At 53.5% G+C, this 17,225-nt stretch carries 12 protein-coding genes; 8 read left to right on the top strand and 4 right to left on the bottom strand.

Features of this window, described 5'->3' with window-relative positions:
- Positions 1-98: 98 nt before the first annotated feature.
- From dbpA to AAF463_RS04350, 3 genes are all read left to right on the top strand, one after another.
- The gene (gene dbpA / locus AAF463_RS04360) at positions 99-1,478 is read left to right on the top strand and encodes an ATP-dependent RNA helicase DbpA (protein WP_101762496.1); all 1,380 of its coding nucleotides are present in this window, start codon (positions 99-101) and stop codon (positions 1,476-1,478) included.
- Positions 1,479-1,619: 141 nt separating this feature from the next.
- Complete coding sequence (locus AAF463_RS04355; protein WP_008105989.1) at positions 1,620-2,582, top strand: chemotaxis protein; 963 nt, start codon at positions 1,620-1,622, stop codon at positions 2,580-2,582.
- A 441-nt stretch (positions 2,583-3,023) separates the two neighbouring features.
- Positions 3,024-4,580 carry a methyl-accepting chemotaxis protein gene (locus AAF463_RS04350; RefSeq protein WP_222233058.1) on the top strand — a complete coding sequence of 519 codons (1,557 nt, stop codon included), beginning with the start codon at positions 3,024-3,026 and terminating at the stop codon, positions 4,578-4,580.
- A gap of 43 nt (positions 4,581-4,623) precedes the next feature.
- Here the strand turns inward: AAF463_RS04350 and AAF463_RS04345 are convergent, their stop codons facing one another.
- The 4 genes from AAF463_RS04345 to AAF463_RS04330 all read right to left on the bottom strand — a co-directional run bounded on the left by AAF463_RS04345 (position 4,624) and on the right by AAF463_RS04330 (position 9,586).
- Positions 4,624-5,913 (bottom strand): HAAAP family serine/threonine permease, encoded by a 1,290-nt coding sequence (locus AAF463_RS04345; protein ID WP_110867788.1) that lies wholly within the window; start codon positions 5,911-5,913, stop codon positions 4,624-4,626.
- 379 nt (positions 5,914-6,292) lie between these two features.
- Complete coding sequence (locus AAF463_RS04340; RefSeq protein ID WP_101762499.1) at positions 6,293-7,288, bottom strand: glycosyltransferase family A protein; 996 nt, start codon at positions 7,286-7,288, stop codon at positions 6,293-6,295.
- Positions 7,285-8,592 (bottom strand): oligosaccharide flippase family protein, encoded by a 1,308-nt coding sequence (locus AAF463_RS04335; protein WP_222233057.1) that lies wholly within the window; start codon positions 8,590-8,592, stop codon positions 7,285-7,287. Before AAF463_RS04335 ends, AAF463_RS04340 begins: the two co-directional genes overlap by 4 nt.
- 16 nt (positions 8,593-8,608) lie before the next feature.
- A complete protein-coding gene (locus tag AAF463_RS04330) occupies positions 8,609-9,586 on the bottom strand; it encodes a glycosyltransferase (RefSeq protein WP_222233056.1) in 978 nt (325 codons plus the stop codon).
- A 1,025-nt stretch (positions 9,587-10,611) separates the two neighbouring features.
- Here AAF463_RS04330 and AAF463_RS04325 point away from each other — a divergent pair.
- From AAF463_RS04325 to AAF463_RS04305, 5 genes are all read left to right on the top strand, one after another.
- Positions 10,612-12,252, top strand: coding sequence for a sensor histidine kinase (locus AAF463_RS04325; protein ID WP_350261584.1), 1,641 nt, complete (start codon positions 10,612-10,614; stop codon positions 12,250-12,252).
- Positions 12,245-12,937 (top strand): response regulator, encoded by a 693-nt coding sequence (locus tag AAF463_RS04320; RefSeq protein WP_350261583.1) that lies wholly within the window; start codon positions 12,245-12,247, stop codon positions 12,935-12,937. The genes AAF463_RS04325 and AAF463_RS04320 overlap by 8 nt, the downstream gene beginning before the upstream one ends.
- A 170-nt stretch (positions 12,938-13,107) precedes the next feature.
- Positions 13,108-14,196, top strand: coding sequence for an ABC transporter substrate-binding protein (locus AAF463_RS04315; RefSeq protein WP_350261582.1), 1,089 nt, complete (start codon positions 13,108-13,110; stop codon positions 14,194-14,196).
- Between the two features lie 73 nt (positions 14,197-14,269).
- Entirely contained in the window at positions 14,270-16,039 is a 1,770-nt protein-coding gene (locus AAF463_RS04310) for an iron ABC transporter permease (protein ID WP_101762505.1), read from the top strand.
- Entirely contained in the window at positions 16,032-17,102 is a 1,071-nt protein-coding gene (locus AAF463_RS04305) for an ABC transporter ATP-binding protein (protein ID WP_101762506.1), read from the top strand. Before AAF463_RS04310 ends, AAF463_RS04305 begins: the two co-directional genes overlap by 8 nt.
- The last annotated feature ends 123 nt before the right edge of the window (positions 17,103-17,225 follow it).

The following is a 17,225-nucleotide window of genomic DNA, read 5'->3' as shown; positions in this document are numbered from 1 at the left end:
TTTTCAGGCAGGCAGCAGAAGCGCTTTTGCCATTGCCGATCACGCCCCTTTCTGCCAGACTGACCGCCGCCATCCTACCCGCAATTAGAGACTTTCCCGTGACTGCTTTTTCTACCCTGACGCAACTGCCCGCCAGCCAACTCGATAACCTGCGCGAGATGGGTTTCGACGCCATGACGCCGATTCAGGCCGCTTCCCTGCCCGCGATTCTGGAAGGGCGCGACGTGCGTGCGCAGGCGAAAACCGGCAGTGGCAAAACCGCCGCCTTTGGCGTGGGTTTGCTGAACCGCATCGATAACAGCCAGTTCCACACTCAGGCGCTGATTCTGTGCCCGACGCGTGAACTGGCCGATCAGGTCAGCAACGTGCTGCGTCAGCTGGCGCGTTTTACCCGCAACATAAAAATTCTGACGCTGTGCGGCGGCCAGCCGATGAGCGCGCAACGTGATTCCTTAGTGCATGCGCCGCATATCGTGGTTGGCACGCCGGGCCGTTTGCTCGATCACCTGAAGCGCGACAACCTTGATCTCAGCCAGCTGCAAACGCTGGTGCTGGATGAAGCCGATCGCATGCTGGAGATGGGCTTCCGCGACGATATGGAAGCGATCATCGGCTTTACGCCGGAAACGCGCCAGACGCTGCTGTTTTCTGCCACCTGGCCGGATACCATCGCCAGTCTCAGCCAGCGTTTTCAGCGCGATGCGCTGGCGGTCGCCACCGAAGATAAAACCGAGTTACCGACCATCGAGCAGCAGTTTATTGAAGCCAGCGCCAAAGAGCGCCACAGCCTGCTCGGCGCGCTGCTCAGCCAGCAACAACCGGCCTCCTGCGTGGTGTTCTGTAACACCAAGCGCGAGTGTGACGACGTTGCTGCCGCGCTGAACGAGCGTGATATCAGTGCGTTAGCGCTGCATGGCGATCTGGAGCAGCGCGATCGTGAGCGCGTGCTGATTCGCTTCGCCAACGGCAGCATCCGCGTATTGATCGCCACCGACGTCGCTGCACGCGGTCTGGATATTAAATCGCTGGCGCTGGTGGTGAATTTCCAGCTGGCGTGGGATCCGGAAGTGCACATTCATCGCATCGGCCGTACCGGTCGCGCCGGTGAGAAAGGGTTGGCGGTAAGCTTTGTTGCCCCCGACGAAATGGTGCGCGCCAATGCGCTGGAAGAGTATCTGCAGCAGAAGCTCAATTGGGTTTCCTCCAGCTCGCTGAAAGGCACCAGCGCCAAATCGCTGCCGGCGACCAAAATGACGCTGTGTATTGATGGCGGCCGTAAAGCCAAAATCCGTCCGGGCGATATTCTCGGCGCGCTGACCGGTGAAGCCGGTTTTAGCGGCGACCAGATCGGCAAGATCGATATGACCGCCACCCACGCCTATGTTGCCATCGACGCCGCTCAGGCGAAGAAAGCGCTGATCAAGCTGAAAGAGGGCAAGATCAAAGGCAAAAGCGTGCGCGCCATTCTGCTGAAGTAAAGGGTACCCGCGTGAGGGCGATCGCTCTCACGCTAAAATTTCCGTTATCTCCCCCTTCATTTTTTTTCTCTTCTGCCGATAAGTTAATCATGGCGATATTGCCCTGCCCTTTACTCAGCCCAGATCTGCTCCGAGGCCATGATGGATAATTTTCAGAAAGAGATCGATGAACGCGCCAACCTTGCGCTTTCCAATAAATTCGAACTGCTGTTGTTCCGACTGGGTTCCGATCAGCTGAAAGGCAAATCTGAGCTGTACGGCATCAACGTGTTTAAACTGCGTGAAATCGTGCCGATGCCCACCATCACTCGCGCCGCTGGCATGCAATCGCCGCTGCTTGGCATGGCGAGTATTCGCGGCCAGTTTATTCCGGTTATCGATCTGCCCGCCGTCACCGGCTGCAAACCAGAAACCGGCCTTAACCTGCTGCTGGTGACCGAATATGCGCGCAGCACTCAGGCGTTTGCCGTGGAATCGGTGGAGAACATTGTGCGTCTCGACTGGAGCCAGGTACACACGGCGGAAGCGGGCATCGGTAGCCGCAACATCACCAGCATCGCCTGTCTGGATACCGACGGCCAAAGCAATAATCTGGCGATGGTGCTGGACGTTGAGCAGATTCTGTATGACATCATTCCTTCAGTGCGCGGCGTTGAGCCAAGCGCAGAGACCGCCAAAGACTTCAATCTGAAGCCTGGCCAAGTGGCGATTGTGGCGGAAGATTCCAAAGTGGCGCGTCAGCTGCTGGAGCAAGGCCTGAAAAGCATGGGCATCCCGGCGATTATGCACAACACCGGTCTGGAAGCCTGGATCAAAATTAACGAAATGCAGAAAGAAGCGGCTGCAAACGGTGAGTCGATCCACGACAAGATCGCGCTGGTGCTGACCGATCTCGAAATGCCGGAGATGGATGGCTTTACCTTAACGCGCAACATCAAACGCGATAACAACCTGCGCCAGATTCCGGTGGTGATCCACTCTTCACTCTCCGGCAGCGCCAACGAAGATCACGTGCGCAAAGTCGGTGCCGATGGTTACGTGGCGAAGTTCGAAATCAACGAGCTGTCGAATGTAATCCACGGCGTGCTGAAAAAGCCGCGTTAATGATCGTAATGCCACCGTTCATAGCGTAATGCTTGTCAGTTAAGACCTGAAAACCCTTAATTACCAGAGCACACCTTGTAGCGGCGCAATTCATTGCGCGATAAATCGCGCCGCTACGGAATGTGCGGTGATTTGATAAGGTGCTTAACTGATCGGCATTACGCCATTCCTGGCGACCCTTCAACCAGGATCCTCCCGCCTAACTTTCCCATCCAGTCAAAAATCAAGGTTAACGTCATTAACCAAACCGTGACGCATCTCTAAAAAATTAAAGTTAAAACATTAACAACCGATAACAGATAGCGCTTGCGCTGGTGCTGCCATACCAGATTTGTCACGCTGCGTAACCATTTTTACCTTAGAAAACATCAACCTGATGCGGGCGCCTTGCCTGCTTTTCCGTCTTGAAAACATCAATTTTTGGCATTACGGGGAGAACCAATGTTGAGCTTAAAGAATATGAAGGTCGGCGTCCGTTTGGGCATCGCCTTTGGTTTAGTGGTGGCACTGTTAGTCATTGTCGGCATCACGTCGATTACCAAAATTAACAACATCAAAACCGGTATTACGTCGATTGTGGAAGACCGTTACGTGAAAGTGCGTCTTGGTTTTGACGTCCGTGACGGTGTTAACGATCAAATTAAATATCTGCGTGGCATCGTGATTGATACCACGCGTCCGGAAAATAACGTTAAACGTTATCAGCAACTCGCCGAAGCCACTGAGCATACCAACAACGCGATGAACAAAATCAAAGCGATACAGGTTACCGACGTGGGTAAAAAGAAAATCGCCGGGCTGCTGGCGGCCAGTGACAAATTCGAGGCCGAGAAACATCAGCTGATTGAGCTGGTACGCGCTGGCGATGCAGACGCCGCCAGCACCTATGTACTGAAATCCATTACCGATACGCAAAACGCTTTCCTGGCGAGCGCGGTGGCGTTTGCCGATTCGCAATCGCAGCAGTTACAGCAAGAAGGCGCGAAGATTATTGATAACGGCTCATCCGCTATTGAGATGACGCTAATCTTCTCCGCTCTCGCCATTGCAGCCTCCATCGTATTAGGCTTTATGCTGACGCGTTCAATTGTGCGTCCGCTGAATGAAGCGGTGGAAATCGCCGGGAAAGTCGCGGCAGGCGATCTCAGTTCGCACATTGAAATCAGCGGTAAAGATGAAACCGCCGTGCTGATGCAGGCGCTGCAGGCGATGAACGACAATCTGCTCACTATCGTTTCCGATGTGCGCGCCGGTTCCGATACCATCGCTGTCGCCTCGAATCAAATCTCCAGCGGTAACATCGATCTCTCATCACGCACCGAACAGCAGGCCAGCTCGCTGGAAGAGACCGCATCGGCGATGGAACAGATGACCGCCACCGTTAAGCACAACGCCGAAAACGCGCGGGAAGCCAATCAGTTGGTGGCCAACACCTCCAACGTGGCGAAGCAAGGCGGCGTGGTGATGGAACAGGTGATCGAGAAGATGGAAGCCATTACGCTCTCTTCGAAGAAGATCGTCGATATTATCAGTGTGATCGACTCCATCGCCTTCCAGACCAACATACTTTCCCTTAACGCCGCGGTCGAAGCCGCACGCGCCGGTGAGCAAGGCCGTGGTTTCGCCGTGGTAGCCACCGAAGTACGTAATCTGGCGGCACGTTCGGCATCTGCCGCGAAAGAGATCAAGGTGTTGATTGAGGATTCGGTCGCGCAGGTGGATGAAGGTAGCCGTCTGGTGACGCACGCCGGTTCAACGATTGGTGAAGTGGTCAACAGCGTGAAGAGCGTGGCGGATATTATGAGCGAAATCACCATTGCCAGCAGCGAGCAAAGCAGCGGGATTAGCGAGATCAACTCAGCGATTACGCAGATGGAGGCGGTGACGCAGCAGAATGCCGCGTTGGTGCAGGAAGCCTCAGCGGCGTCGCAGGCGTTGCAGGAACAGGCGGATCGTCTGGCGCAGTCGATGAGTGTGTTTAAAACGGCTGCGGTGTAATGATGACAAGGTCGCCATGCCTGGCGACCTTTCTGATATATGCTTAGCTGACCAGCGAATAAGCAATCGACGAAATCGCCAGCACGCCAACGATCACCACAAACACGTTACTGATTTTCCCGCTGTACTGACGCATCGCCGGCACTTTCTGAATGGCATACATCGGCATCAGGAACAGAATCATCGCAATAATCGGCCCACCCAGCGTTTCAATCATGCCCAGAATACTGGGGTTCAGCGTTGCCACCAGCCAGGTGGTCAGCAGCATAAACGTGGTGGTCAGGCGATTCAGACGCTGCGGCGTGACGGTTTTACCGCGGCTGCGCAGCGACTTCACAACCATGCCGTTAAACCCTTCACGCGCCCCCAGATAATGCCCGAGAAACGACTTCGTGATCGCCACCATCGCCACAATCGGCCCCATCCACGCAATCATCGGTACATTAAAGTGGTTGGCTAAATAGGACAGAATAGTGATGTTCTGATCTTTCGCCGCCTGCAGATCGGCGGGCGACAGGCTCAGCACGCAGCTGAACACAAAGAACATCACCGTCACGACCATAAGCAGATGGGCGTTCGCCAGGATGCGCGAACATTTCTTCTCCGCGCCTGCGCCGTACTCATCGCGCTTGGCAACAGCAAAAGAGGAGATAATCGGCGAATGATTAAAGGAGAACACCATCACCGGAATCGCCAGCCACAGCGTCATCAGAATGCCGTGGCCGCTTACATTCGCATCTAACGACAACGTTTCCAGCGCTGCACCATGCCAGTGCGGTACCAGATAAGCCGCCAGCAGCATCAGCACCGCCACAAACGGGAACACCAGTATGCTCATCGCTTTCACAATCATCTGTTCGCCAAAGCGCACCACCGTCATCATGCCGATGATCAGAATCAGCGACAGCAGCGCACGCGGCGGCGAAACCAGCCCCAGCTGATGCACGATAAAGCTATCGACGGTGTTGGTGATCGCCACGCTGTACATCAGCAGGATCGGATAGATAGCAAAGAAGTAGAGCAAGGTGATGATCTTGCCAGCGCCCACGCCAAAGTGCTCTTCCACCACTTCGGTAATGTCTTCGCCGGGATTTTTACCGGAGAGCACAAAGCGCGTTAACGCGCGGTGCGCGTAATAGGTCATCGGGAAGGCAAGAATCGCCATGATAATCAGCGGAATCAGCCCGCCTGCACCGGCGTTAATCGGCAGGAAAAGCACGCCCGCACCAATCGCCGTACCGTACAGACCCAGCATCCACACGGTATCACTCTTACGCCAGCCCTTAGCCGCCGTTTCTACGGTGCCAAGCGTACCGGTTTGTGAGTTGTCCATCTGTCTCTCCAGAATTTCAAGCTTTATCAACATGCAGCCACAAAGATGGCTACCAATCATGGCGTGGGCTGCTCCGCCCGGCCGGAACGCAAAGGATGACGCTTCATGAAATGAAATTCACGCATCCTGATGTTTTGCGCCGCAGTAAATGCACGAAACATGCGCGCAATCGATTGCATGGGGCGCTATTTGACATGAGACGCGGAATGAGTGCAAGAAGGAGTAACGGGGAGTCAGCAGAAAGGCGTGAGGAAAGTGGAAAGGTGTGGCAACGCTGGGCTGTTACCACGGGTAGTGCAGATGACACAAGAGCAACTCCCCCGGCCACTAGCCTCTGATACAGCAAATGCGTCCAGAGGCTAACGCCGGGAGAATTTAATTAGAATGCGCGCATTCTGTAGAGTGCATAAAGAAAATAGTACGCTGTGAGTGTATTCAAATTCATAATCATGTACTTCAATTTTTCATTTTTATTCAGCAGGATGAAAATACCTTTTGAGTATTTACCCCGCTTTATTTGATCAATTTCCTGGGCAATATCCGCAGGTGAAAACGATGAGTGATACATTGCGGTCACGATTTGCATATCCAGCGCCAGCACACGTTTGGAGATGCCTTTAAGGAAATAGTCGAGATCGCTGGCCTGATATTTACTGATGATCGAATCATACAGTGCGGTGAGAAACTGTTTACGTACTTTCAGTTCACTGTATTGCACTTTACGCTTCGATAATGAACCCGCCACGTCTTCATAATGATAAGCCGCACCCGGCGTGACCAGAAAATTGCTAATGCAGCTGAAGAATTTAAGGTTAAATAGCAAATCTTCGCTCATGGAGATACCTTCCAAAAAGCGCAGGTTCAACTCCTCAATAATCTGACGGCGATAACATTTGTTATGCAGATAACCGATGTTATCACTCATCTCCAACTCACCGAGCACATAAGGAATGTCCTCCTGACTGAAGAAGCCCGCCTGCGACACTTTGCCCACGCGGTTGTCGTTGAGGTTGCCCACCATCAAATCGACAGATTCCGCTGGCCAGGCATCGAGATTCTGTTTGAAGATCATCAGGAAGTTATCATCCACCCAATCATCCGCATCGAGGAATAACACATATTCACCGCTGGCTTGCTGCATTCCGCTATTTCGAGCGGCGCTGACACCGGCATTAATTTGGTGAATTACCGTGACCTGCGAATAAGCACTAAACTCCTGCAGAATATTCGCGGTTGAATCGCTGCTGCCATCATTAACCACAATCACTTCGTAACTGCTGAACGTCTGTTTAAGCACGCTCAGTAAGGTACGTTTAATGGTTTTTTGTGAGTTATAGACGGGAATGATAAGACTAAACAGGGGTTTTTCATTCATGATAAACTCTCTTTACTGTCTGAGGTTTTGATATTGTTAAATAACAGCCATAGTTTCCTGGGATTGATAAAAATTTGATGAATACGCATTACGGGTTGAGCAGGGAAAAAGTAATTAAGCAGGGAGAAGGATAAAAACTCGGTTAATACCACGCTCATGGCTGCGCCATTTAAACCGAAATAAGGAACCAACAATAAAGAGGAGGCCACGCAAATTAATAACACCACGAAGGTTTTTTTCACTAAATAGCGATATCCGTTGTACTTAATAATGAAGCGATCCATCACGCTGCTTAGCACCGCGCACATCGCTCCCACGCTGAGTAACAGCGTTGGCGCTACCGCATCAAGATACTCCGCACCGTAAAAGTCACGAATAAACCATCCGGACAATAACCAAATCGCCAGAATCACCAGCGACGAGACACCAATCACCAGCAGATGTAATTTCTGTGCTTTGATAATCGATTGCCGATCGTCACGTTCGGCAAAGAACGCCGGGAAAAAGGAAGCCAGCAAGGCATTGGGTAAAAATACCCACGCGGTGGCGAGCGTCAGCGCGACAGAGAAAATCCCCGCCTCTTTTACGCCAAGGAAATACGACACGCTGATTTGATTAACGCGGGTATAAATCGCCACCGCAATCACGGAAAACACCAGAGAAATACCGGACGCCACCATATAGCGTGAATATTTCTTCATCTGGCGCAGTGCCGGAATCGGTACCTGACGATGGTATTTCAGGAATATCGTCAGTTTGATGGCAAAAGGAACAAAGGTCGCCAGTACGATCGGAATCGACAACAGTTGCGGATCCAAACCGTAATACGAAATAAAGAAGCGCACGGTTAAACTGATCGCCAGCCCCGCCAGATTGGCGATGACATTCAGGCGTGCATTAAGCATCGCCTCGTTGTAGATATTGACCAGATCGAGCGAAGAAAACAGACAGGCAATCGCCGCTGCGCAGACAAATACCCGCGCTTCAGCACTCCACTCTTCGCCCATAATCAGCATGCCGCTGGCTGCCAGAATGCCGTAAATCACTAACACCAGCAGAAAGGTCGCCATCATTAAGCGCATGCCGGAGTGATGATTTTGCGATAAGCGTTTCAGCAGAATCACATCGCTGCCCATCAGCGCGATGCTTTGGATGAACTGAAATACCAGCATCGAAATCGAGATAATGCCGAAGGTGGTGGGCCCCACATATTTCGCCACATAAGAGGTGACAAATATCAGGCCGAACACCGCAATCAGCTTTTCAGCGATCATCCACAGAGAATTTTTTAATTTATCTTTCACAACTCAACCTCAGCGTTTATTTCTGTGCCAGGCGGCGCAGACGCGATACCAGTCGTGGACTGACAAAAAACAGCGCAAAGTACAGGCTCCACGGATTGAGCATCAATCCTGATGTGAAATAGGACTTGAAGCTGCGACGGTAGAGCGAAATATATTCATCAATAAAGGCGCGGCTGAATCCGTCGCTGTGCAGCGCTTTATAGATATAAGACGAGGTCACTTTTAAATAGAGATGGTAATAACAGCGGCTATGCTGCGCGGATAAAAACGCCTGCATGCCATTAAACGAACGCGCAAAGGAGAAATGCTTTTCGCGTAACGCCGATCGCGTGGCGGAGTTGGTGGATTCCACATAGTAATAAACCACCTGCTGGGTGAAGATCACCTGACGATCCTGTTGCAGGTGCAGGTAATTGACCACAAACAGCAGATCTTCGAAGTTATAAATCTCCTCGTTGAAGGTGAGCTGATGCTGACGAATCACATCACCACGAAACACCTTGTCGCAGATGCCGTGACGCGGATTGAAATAGAGCAGATCGTTAATCGCCGCCGAAGCGGTCAGCTGGCGCACGTCACTGCTATTGGCCGGGAAATCGAGCGGATCGCCTTGCGGCGTGAAGTGCTGCGATTCCCCACCCACCATGGCGATGTTGTTTTGCATCAGCCGCACATAGGTGGCAAACGCGCTGGCCGGCAGAAAATCATCGGCGTCTAAAAAGCACAGCAGTTTGCCGCGCGAGGCGCGAATGCCCTGATTGCGCGCCGACGAAACGCCGCCGTTGGTTTTGTCGATAATGTGAAAATGTGGGTAGTGGGCGTAATTCTGTAATATCGCGAGCGAGTTATCGCTGGAGCCGTCATTAATAAATATCGCTTCAAAACGGCTTTCTTCCTGCTGTAGCAGGCTGTCAATGCATCGCTCCAGATACGCCGCGGCGTTATACACCGGCACGATGACGCTGATCAAAACGTCGTTAACGGGATTTTGCATATAACCTCTGGACTCTGTCGGAGTAAAAGTTGCGGACGGAAAAAGTATTCGCTGAACATTGCAGTGATTAACAGTGCACGTTGCTTGCGCCCGGCTTAACATTTATTGCCTGTCTATTTCAGAGTTTCCTCAGGTCAAATAAAACTGGCCTTTAATTCTCTGTAAAAAGATCGCTAAATAAGATAATCGCCAAATAAACCGTGCAGATTTATTCTGCTTTCGTCAGGTAAAACAGGCAGGCTACCGCCCCAGGCTTGCAGCTACCTGTTTACTGACTACGCATAAACCCATTTTTCAGGCATAAAAAGGCTGCGCTGCGCTCGTAAGAGTTCAGTTAATTTTCAGCCAGTTACGTTTTATCTTGTGGTGATTTGGCTTAATAGCGTCACCACGTCATTCACGGCGAACTTAAATTAAATTTTTATCTGTCTGGTAATGAGCGTTAAAAAAACGCTGGCGTCTTTATCGCGCTCATCACCAAAAACAAGAAATGCCGACCGGGGCTGAGTAGGTGCATCAACAGACGGGCCTTCTCAACGAACGTCACGACATTAACGATATTTGCTGTGTGCCCTGCACTTTTATTACTTCGGCGCGTCTTTTGCGTTCCGATGAGTGCAAGTGGCGTTAATTCAGTGCGACGCTTGCGGTCGCACTGCAACGGGCTTAATGCCCAAAATTTGCGATCTAATTCAAAACTTTTCCCGGCATTCTCACCACTCAGGGTTATAAGGTCAATGGTTGCCAGGCCAAACCGGAATTTACTCAGAGAAAGGCTGGATTAAATAACGGCGCATAGATTAGCCGTGGTGAATTGATTTTTTGCCGATTGATTAGCGCCACAGCAGGCGAATACCAGGAATAAGATGGGAATATCGCTGACATGGTGCCAACAGTAACCAGCGCCTAAGCCGCGCCGGGATTGAAGCCAGCTCACAACTCTGAAGATAGCGTGTCACGGCACGCATTTTCGCGTGCTAGTCTCCAGCCATGCCTCTCTCCAGTTTCTCTTCACTGCAGGTTGTATGAAACGCAGATTATCTTTCCAGGTAAAACTCTTCCTGTCGCTGGTGCTGTTTTCCTGCCTGCTACTCGCCCTGCTGGGCACCATTCTGTTTCATTTTATCGATCGCCAACTGCATCACGATTTGGGACAGCGCGCGCGGGTGCAGGCCAGTGAAATTGCGCTGATGCCCGGCCTGGCAGAGAAAGTAGCGCGCCGCGATATCACTGGCATCGCCGCGCTGATTCAACCGCTGCGCAACCAAAGCGATGCCAGCTATATCGTGATTGGCGACACACAAGAACACCATCTCTACCACTCGGAATCACCGGAGCGCCTCAATTTACCGATGATTGGCGGTGACAATGCCGAGGTGCTGCAGGGCAAAACCATTATTTCGGTGCGCAAAGGCGGCATCGGCGTGTCACTGCGCAGCAAGGCGCCAATCTTAAATGCCCAGCACCAGGTGATTGGCATTGTCTCGGTGGGTTATCTCACTTCCTATATTGCCAATATCAACGTTAGCCTGCTGTGGCAGGCCAGTTTGTATGGCGTGGCGCTGATGTTGCTGCTGTTTATTTTTTCCTGGATGTTTAGTCGCAACCTGAAAAAACAGATGTTCTGGCTGGAGCCGAAGGATATCGCCCTGCTGGTGCTGCAACAAAAAGCGCTGCTGGAAGCGATGTATGAAGGCGTGTTTGCGGTCAACGCGGAGCGGCAGCTGATTCTCATCAACCGCGCCGCACGCGAGTTGCTGGATATTCAGCAGAGTGAGAGTGAACTGCTGGGAAAACCGCTGGATGCAGTGTTGCAGATTCCTGCGGCGTTTTTGCGCCAGCATGAGGTGAAAACTCACGATCACGTTACCGTGCTCAATCAGCGTCAGGTGATCGTTAACCGGGTGGCGATCGAGCTGGAACCCGGCGAGCCTGGCGGTTGGGTATGCAGCTTCCGCGATAAAAACGACATCAATACGTTGAGCAGCCAGCTAAGCCAGGTGAAACGCTATGCAGATAATTTACGCATCATGCGTCATGAACAGCTGAACTGGACCGCCACGCTGGTCGGCCTGTTACAGATGCAGCGTTACGACGACGCGATGCGCTACATCCACGCGCAATCAGCTGGCGCGCAGCAGGTGCTGGATTTTGTCTCGGCGCGCTTCACCTCGCCCGCGCTCTGTGGGCTGCTGCTGGGGAAATATGTCAGCGCGCGGGAAAAAGGCGTGGAGCTGAAATTTGATCCGGCCTGCCAGCTGAGCCGCATTCCTGCCGCACTGAGTGAAACGGCGTTGATGTCGGTGATTGGTAATCTGCTGGATAACGCCGTCGACGCCACGCTCAATGCCATAACGCCCGCCGCCCCGATAGAATTGTATATTTCTGGCCGTAATCAGGAGCTGTTAATCGAAGTGGCCGATCAGGGTTGCGGCATCGATGACAGCATTAAACCGCATCTGTTTGAGCAAGGCGTCACCAGCAAGCCGTCCAGCAACGACGATATGTTCGGTGCTGAGCACGGCATCGGCCTCTATCTGGCGGCAGGTTATGTACAGCAGGCGGGCGGCAGCATTGAGATCAGCGACAACTCACCGCAGGGCACCATCTTCTCGGTATTTATTCCGTTCCAGCCCGCTGCATTAACAGGACTTTCCCATGAATAATGCCAAGCCGCTTGATGTGGTGATTGTGGAAGATGAGCCGCATCTGGCCGATCTGCATCGTGAATATATTGAGCAGAACTTTCATCTGCGCGTGGTCGGCATTGCCGCCACGCTGGCGCAGGCGCGCGCGCTGATTGCCGCACATCAGCCACGCCTGCTGCTGCTCGACAACTATTTGCCGGATGGTCAGGGCGTAACCTTGATTGACGATCCGCTGCTGAAGCGTTTTGAGTGCTCGGTGATTTTCATCACTGCCGCCAGCGACATGCAAACCTGTAGCCACGCGATGCGCAGCGGCGCCTTTGACTACCTGCTGAAACCGGTGTTTTTCCATCGCCTGCGCGCGTCGCTGGAGCGCTTCATGCTGCTGGTGCAGACCCTGCGCCAGATGAAGAATGTCGATCAACAGGCGCTGGATAAGCTGTTCAACCTGCCAGCCAGTGACGCGCCTGCCGCGCCATCCACCAAAGGCATTGAGTCGATTACGCTGGAACGGGTGAAAGGCTTTTTTAACGCAGCACCGCACAGCAGCTGGTCGATTGAACAGGTGGTAGAAAACATCGGCATCAGCAAAACCACCGGCCGCCGCTACCTCGAATATTGCGTAGAGATCGGATTTATTGGCGTCGAGATGCAGTACGGCAACATCGGCCACCCGCGACGGCTGTACCGCAAAATCCTGTGATCTTGCGCAAATCCCGCGCGCGGCCACTTGCGGTTTTTATGGTGTTAATTGCCTAAACGACGCCAACAATCACACTTCGTGAAGATAACAATCCGTCACCTCTTGTGTGGAAAAGGCGATCGGCTATGTTGACCTTTAGTTCCTCAAATGTAACTAAAAGGTTAATTATAATGTCGAACACTTTTCCTCTGTCTCTGATTGCCGCCACTGTGTTTGTTTCCATGTCAGCCGTAGCGGCTCCGCCGCAAGGTTACCCTTCGGACTACCAAAGCGTGATAGATGCCGCCACCAAAGAGGGCAAAGTGGTGGTCTACTCGACCACCGACATCAAAGCCGCCGGACCGCTGGTAAAAGGCTTTGAGGCCACTTATCCCGGCATCAAAGTTGAATATAACGATATGAACAGCACCGAGCTGTACAACCGTTTTATCAGTGAACAAGCTTCGGGTGGCACCAGCGGCGATGTGGTGTGGAGCTCCTCAATGGATACCGGCCTGAAGCTGGCGACCGACTACGCGCAGGAGTACAAATCTCCTGAACAGGCGCAGCTGCCGACGTGGGCGGTGTGGAATAACAAGGCGTACGGCACCACCTACGAACCGGTGGTCTTTATCTACAACAAGCGCATGATCCCGGCCGGTGACGTGCCCGATTCGCACGCTGCGTTAGCCAAGCTGATCGCCAGCCAGACCGACAAATTCAAGAGCAAAGTCACCACCTACGATATTGAGAAATCAGGCCTCGGCTTCATGCTCTCAGTACAGGATGCCAAAGCCGACCCCAACTATTTCAAAACCCTGGCTGACGTGGCAAAAGGCGGTTTAGCCGTGCAGTCTTCCACCGGCACCATGATGGAAAGGGTTTCATCCGGCGAAAACCTGATTGGTTTTAACATTCTGGGTTCTTACGCCGAAGCGCGCGCCAAAACCGATCCGTCGCTGGGCATCGCTTATCCGAAGGATTACACGCTGGTGCTGTCACGCGTCTCGTTCATCAGCCAGCAAGCGCAACACAGCGATGCGGCTAAGCTGTGGCTCGATTACGTGCTGTCTGAAAAAGGGCAAAGCATTCTGGCCAACCAAGCCGACATCCCTTCCCTGCGCAACGATATTGAAGGCAAAAATGACATTGATGGCCTGACCAAAATGTTAGGTAACGCGCTGAAACCGATCCCGGTTGATGAAAGCCTGCTGGAATATCTGCAACCGAAAAAACGTCTGGATTACATCAAACAGTGGCGCACAGCCGCCGGTAAATAACGGCAGTACCGAAGCGCGGCCGCTGCGTCGCGCTTCTCTTTCTGTTATCTGATTCGCCATTCAGGGTCTCAATATGCGTGCATTGCAGAGAAAGTGGCAAAGCCTGCCGCGCGGCGTTGTGGTGCTGATAACCGCGCTGGTTATCTACGTTCCGCTGTCGTTTATCGTGATACAAAGTTTCTTGTCCGCCCCGTTCTTTTCGCCGTCGAAAGCGTGGAGCCTCGAGTCGTTTGAATTTATTTTCACCGATCCCGACTTCTATAAAGCGCTGCGCAGCGGATTTATTCTCGCCTTCGGGCTGGTGATCATCGCCATTCCGCTGGGCGGTATTCTGGCGTTTCTGATGGTGCGCACCGATCTGCCCGGCCGACGCATCATTGAGCCGCTGATCCTCGTGCCAATTTTTGTCTCGCCGATGGTACTCGGCTTTGGTTACGTGGTGGCGGCGGGCCCGGTGGGATTCTTCTCGCTGTGGGCACAATCGCTGTTCGGTTTTGTGCCGTGGAATATCTACGACATGTCGAGCATCGTAGTGATCGCCGGGCTAACGCACGTCCCGCACGCCTATCTGTATATCTCTTCTGCGCTGCGCAGCGTGGGATCGGATGTGGAAGAAGCGGCGCGTATTGCGGGCGCGACACCGCTGCAGGTGATGACGGCGGTGAGCTTGCCGATGGTGCGTCCTTCGATGCTGTATGCCACCGTGCTGCTGTTCTTCCTCGGGCTGGAGGTGTTCGGCCTGATGCTGGTGCTGGGCGATCCCGAAGGCAACATGGTGTTGGCTACCTATCTCTACCAACTGACTAATAAACTCGGCACGCCTTCTTATCATCTGATGGCCGCCGTGGCGGTGGTGCTGATCTGTATCACCATTCCGCTGGTGATGCTGCAACGCCGCCTGATGCGCACCGCCAATCGCTTTGTCACCGTGAAAGGTAAAGCCTCGCAGGCGCGTGCGCTGCCGCTGGGCAAATGGCGCTGGGTGGCGGGCGCGGTTGTCGCCTTCTGGCTGACGGTGACCATTGGCGTGCCGCTGCTGGGCGTGGTGCTGCGTGCGTTTATCTCAAACTGGGGCGTTGGCGTCTCAATCTGGGATGAGCTGTCGATCAAAACTTTCCAGACCATCTGGGCGCAGCCTAACCTGCTGCGCGCCATCGTCAACTCGATGGCGATTGGGGTAATTGGCGGCGCGCTGGCGGTGGTGTGTTACCTGTTTATCGGCATCGCCATGCACCGCAAACCCGATAACACCACGCGCTTTCTCGACTACAGCGTGCTGGTACCGCGTGCGGTGCCGGGCTTGCTGGCAGGCCTGGCGTTTCTCTGGGTGTTCCTGTTCCTGCCGATGTGGCTGGATAACTCGCTCAAATCGGGCTGGCTGTCTGATTTCGTCTGGTCGCAGTGGCTGCGCGATAACCTGATCGTCTGGCTGCGGTCACTGCGCAGCACCATCTTCAGCGTCTGGCTGGCGTATACCGTGGTGTGGATGGCGTATGGCCTGCGTCTGATCTCGTCCACGCTGCTGCAGGTCGGGCCGGAACTGGAAGAGGCGGCGCGCAGCACTGGCGCCACGCGCGGACAGATCACGCGTCACGTCACCATTCCGTTATCCCGTTACGGCCTGATTGGCTCATGGCTGCTGATGTTCCTGATTTTCGAGCGCGAATATTCCACCGGCGTGTACCTGCTTTCGCCCGGCACGGAAACCATCGGCTCCATGCTGGTTTCCCTGTGGGCGGCGGGCGCGATAGATATCGTCGCCGCACTCTCGTTTATTAACATCCTGCTGGTCGTGGTCGGTTTGGGTATTGCCTTGCGATTTGGAGTCAAATTACATGATTGAATTATCGGTCGAGAACCTGCACTTAACTTACGGCGACAATCCGGTGCTGAAAGGCGTGTCGATGAACTTGCAGCGCGGCGAAGTGGTTTCTCTGCTTGGCCCGTCCGGCAGCGGCAAAACCACGCTGCTGCGCGCGGTCGCCGGGCTGGAGAAGCCAACGCAAGGCACGATTGTGATTGGCAACAACACGGTTTACGCCGGCACGCCGCGCAGTGAGATCCCAGCGGAAGAACGTAATCTGGGGTTGGTGTTCCAGTCCTACGCCTTGTGGCCGCACAAAACCGTGTTCGAGAACGTGGCGTATCCACTGAAGCTGCGCAAAGTGGCGACGGCGGAGATCACCCAACGTGTGCAGGATGTGTTGGTGCAGTTGGGATTAGGCCACCTTGGTAAACGCCATCCGCACCAGCTTTCTGGCGGTCAGCAGCAGCGCGTGGCAATTGGTCGTGCGCTGGTCTACAACCCGCCGGTGATCCTGCTGGATGAGCCGTTGTCGAATCTGGATGCCAAGCTGCGCGAAGAGGCGCGCGTGTTCCTGCGTGAGCTGATCATCAAACTGGGCTTGTCGGCGCTGATGGTGACACACGACCAGAATGAGGCGATGGCGATTTCCGACCGTATTTTGCTGCTCAATAACGGCAAAATCGAACAGCAAGGCACGCCGCAGGAGATGTACGGCTCGCCAAAAACCCTGTTCACCGCCGAGTTTATGGGCAGCAACAACCGGCTGCACGGCAAAATCACCGAGCTGCGCGACGGCAAAGCGCGCATCGAGGGCAAAGGCTGGGCGTTGTGGGGATTGGCGGGCGCAGGCGTGCAAAACGGCCAGGAAGCCACGGCGGTAATCCGCGTCGAGCGGGTGAAACTGGTCGAGGGGCCGGGCGAAAATCAGCTGGAACTGCCGCTGCTCACCAGCATGTATCTTGGCGATCGCTGGGAATATTTGTTCCGCACCCAGGGCGATGATTTTGTCATTCGCGCTTATGGCAGCGAGGTGCGCGATCCGCAGCATTGCCATCTGGCGCTGCCGGAAAACCATGTGTGGATTTTCCCGAAATCCTGATGTTTAAGGGGGCGGCCAGCCGCCTCCTTTCTTCACTGATAATCCTCATTAAAAATAAATTTTTTAAAACAGAATAAACAGCGACACATCACCTCCTGCTATTAAACACGCCGCTCAATAATT

It is taken from the genome of Pantoea sp. BJ2 (genome assembly GCF_040255075.1).
Classification (GTDB): domain Bacteria; phylum Pseudomonadota; class Gammaproteobacteria; order Enterobacterales; family Enterobacteriaceae; genus Pantoea; species Pantoea leporis.
The sequence above is the reverse complement of the archived record's forward strand: the minus strand, read 5'-3'. Positions and strand labels throughout refer to the sequence as shown.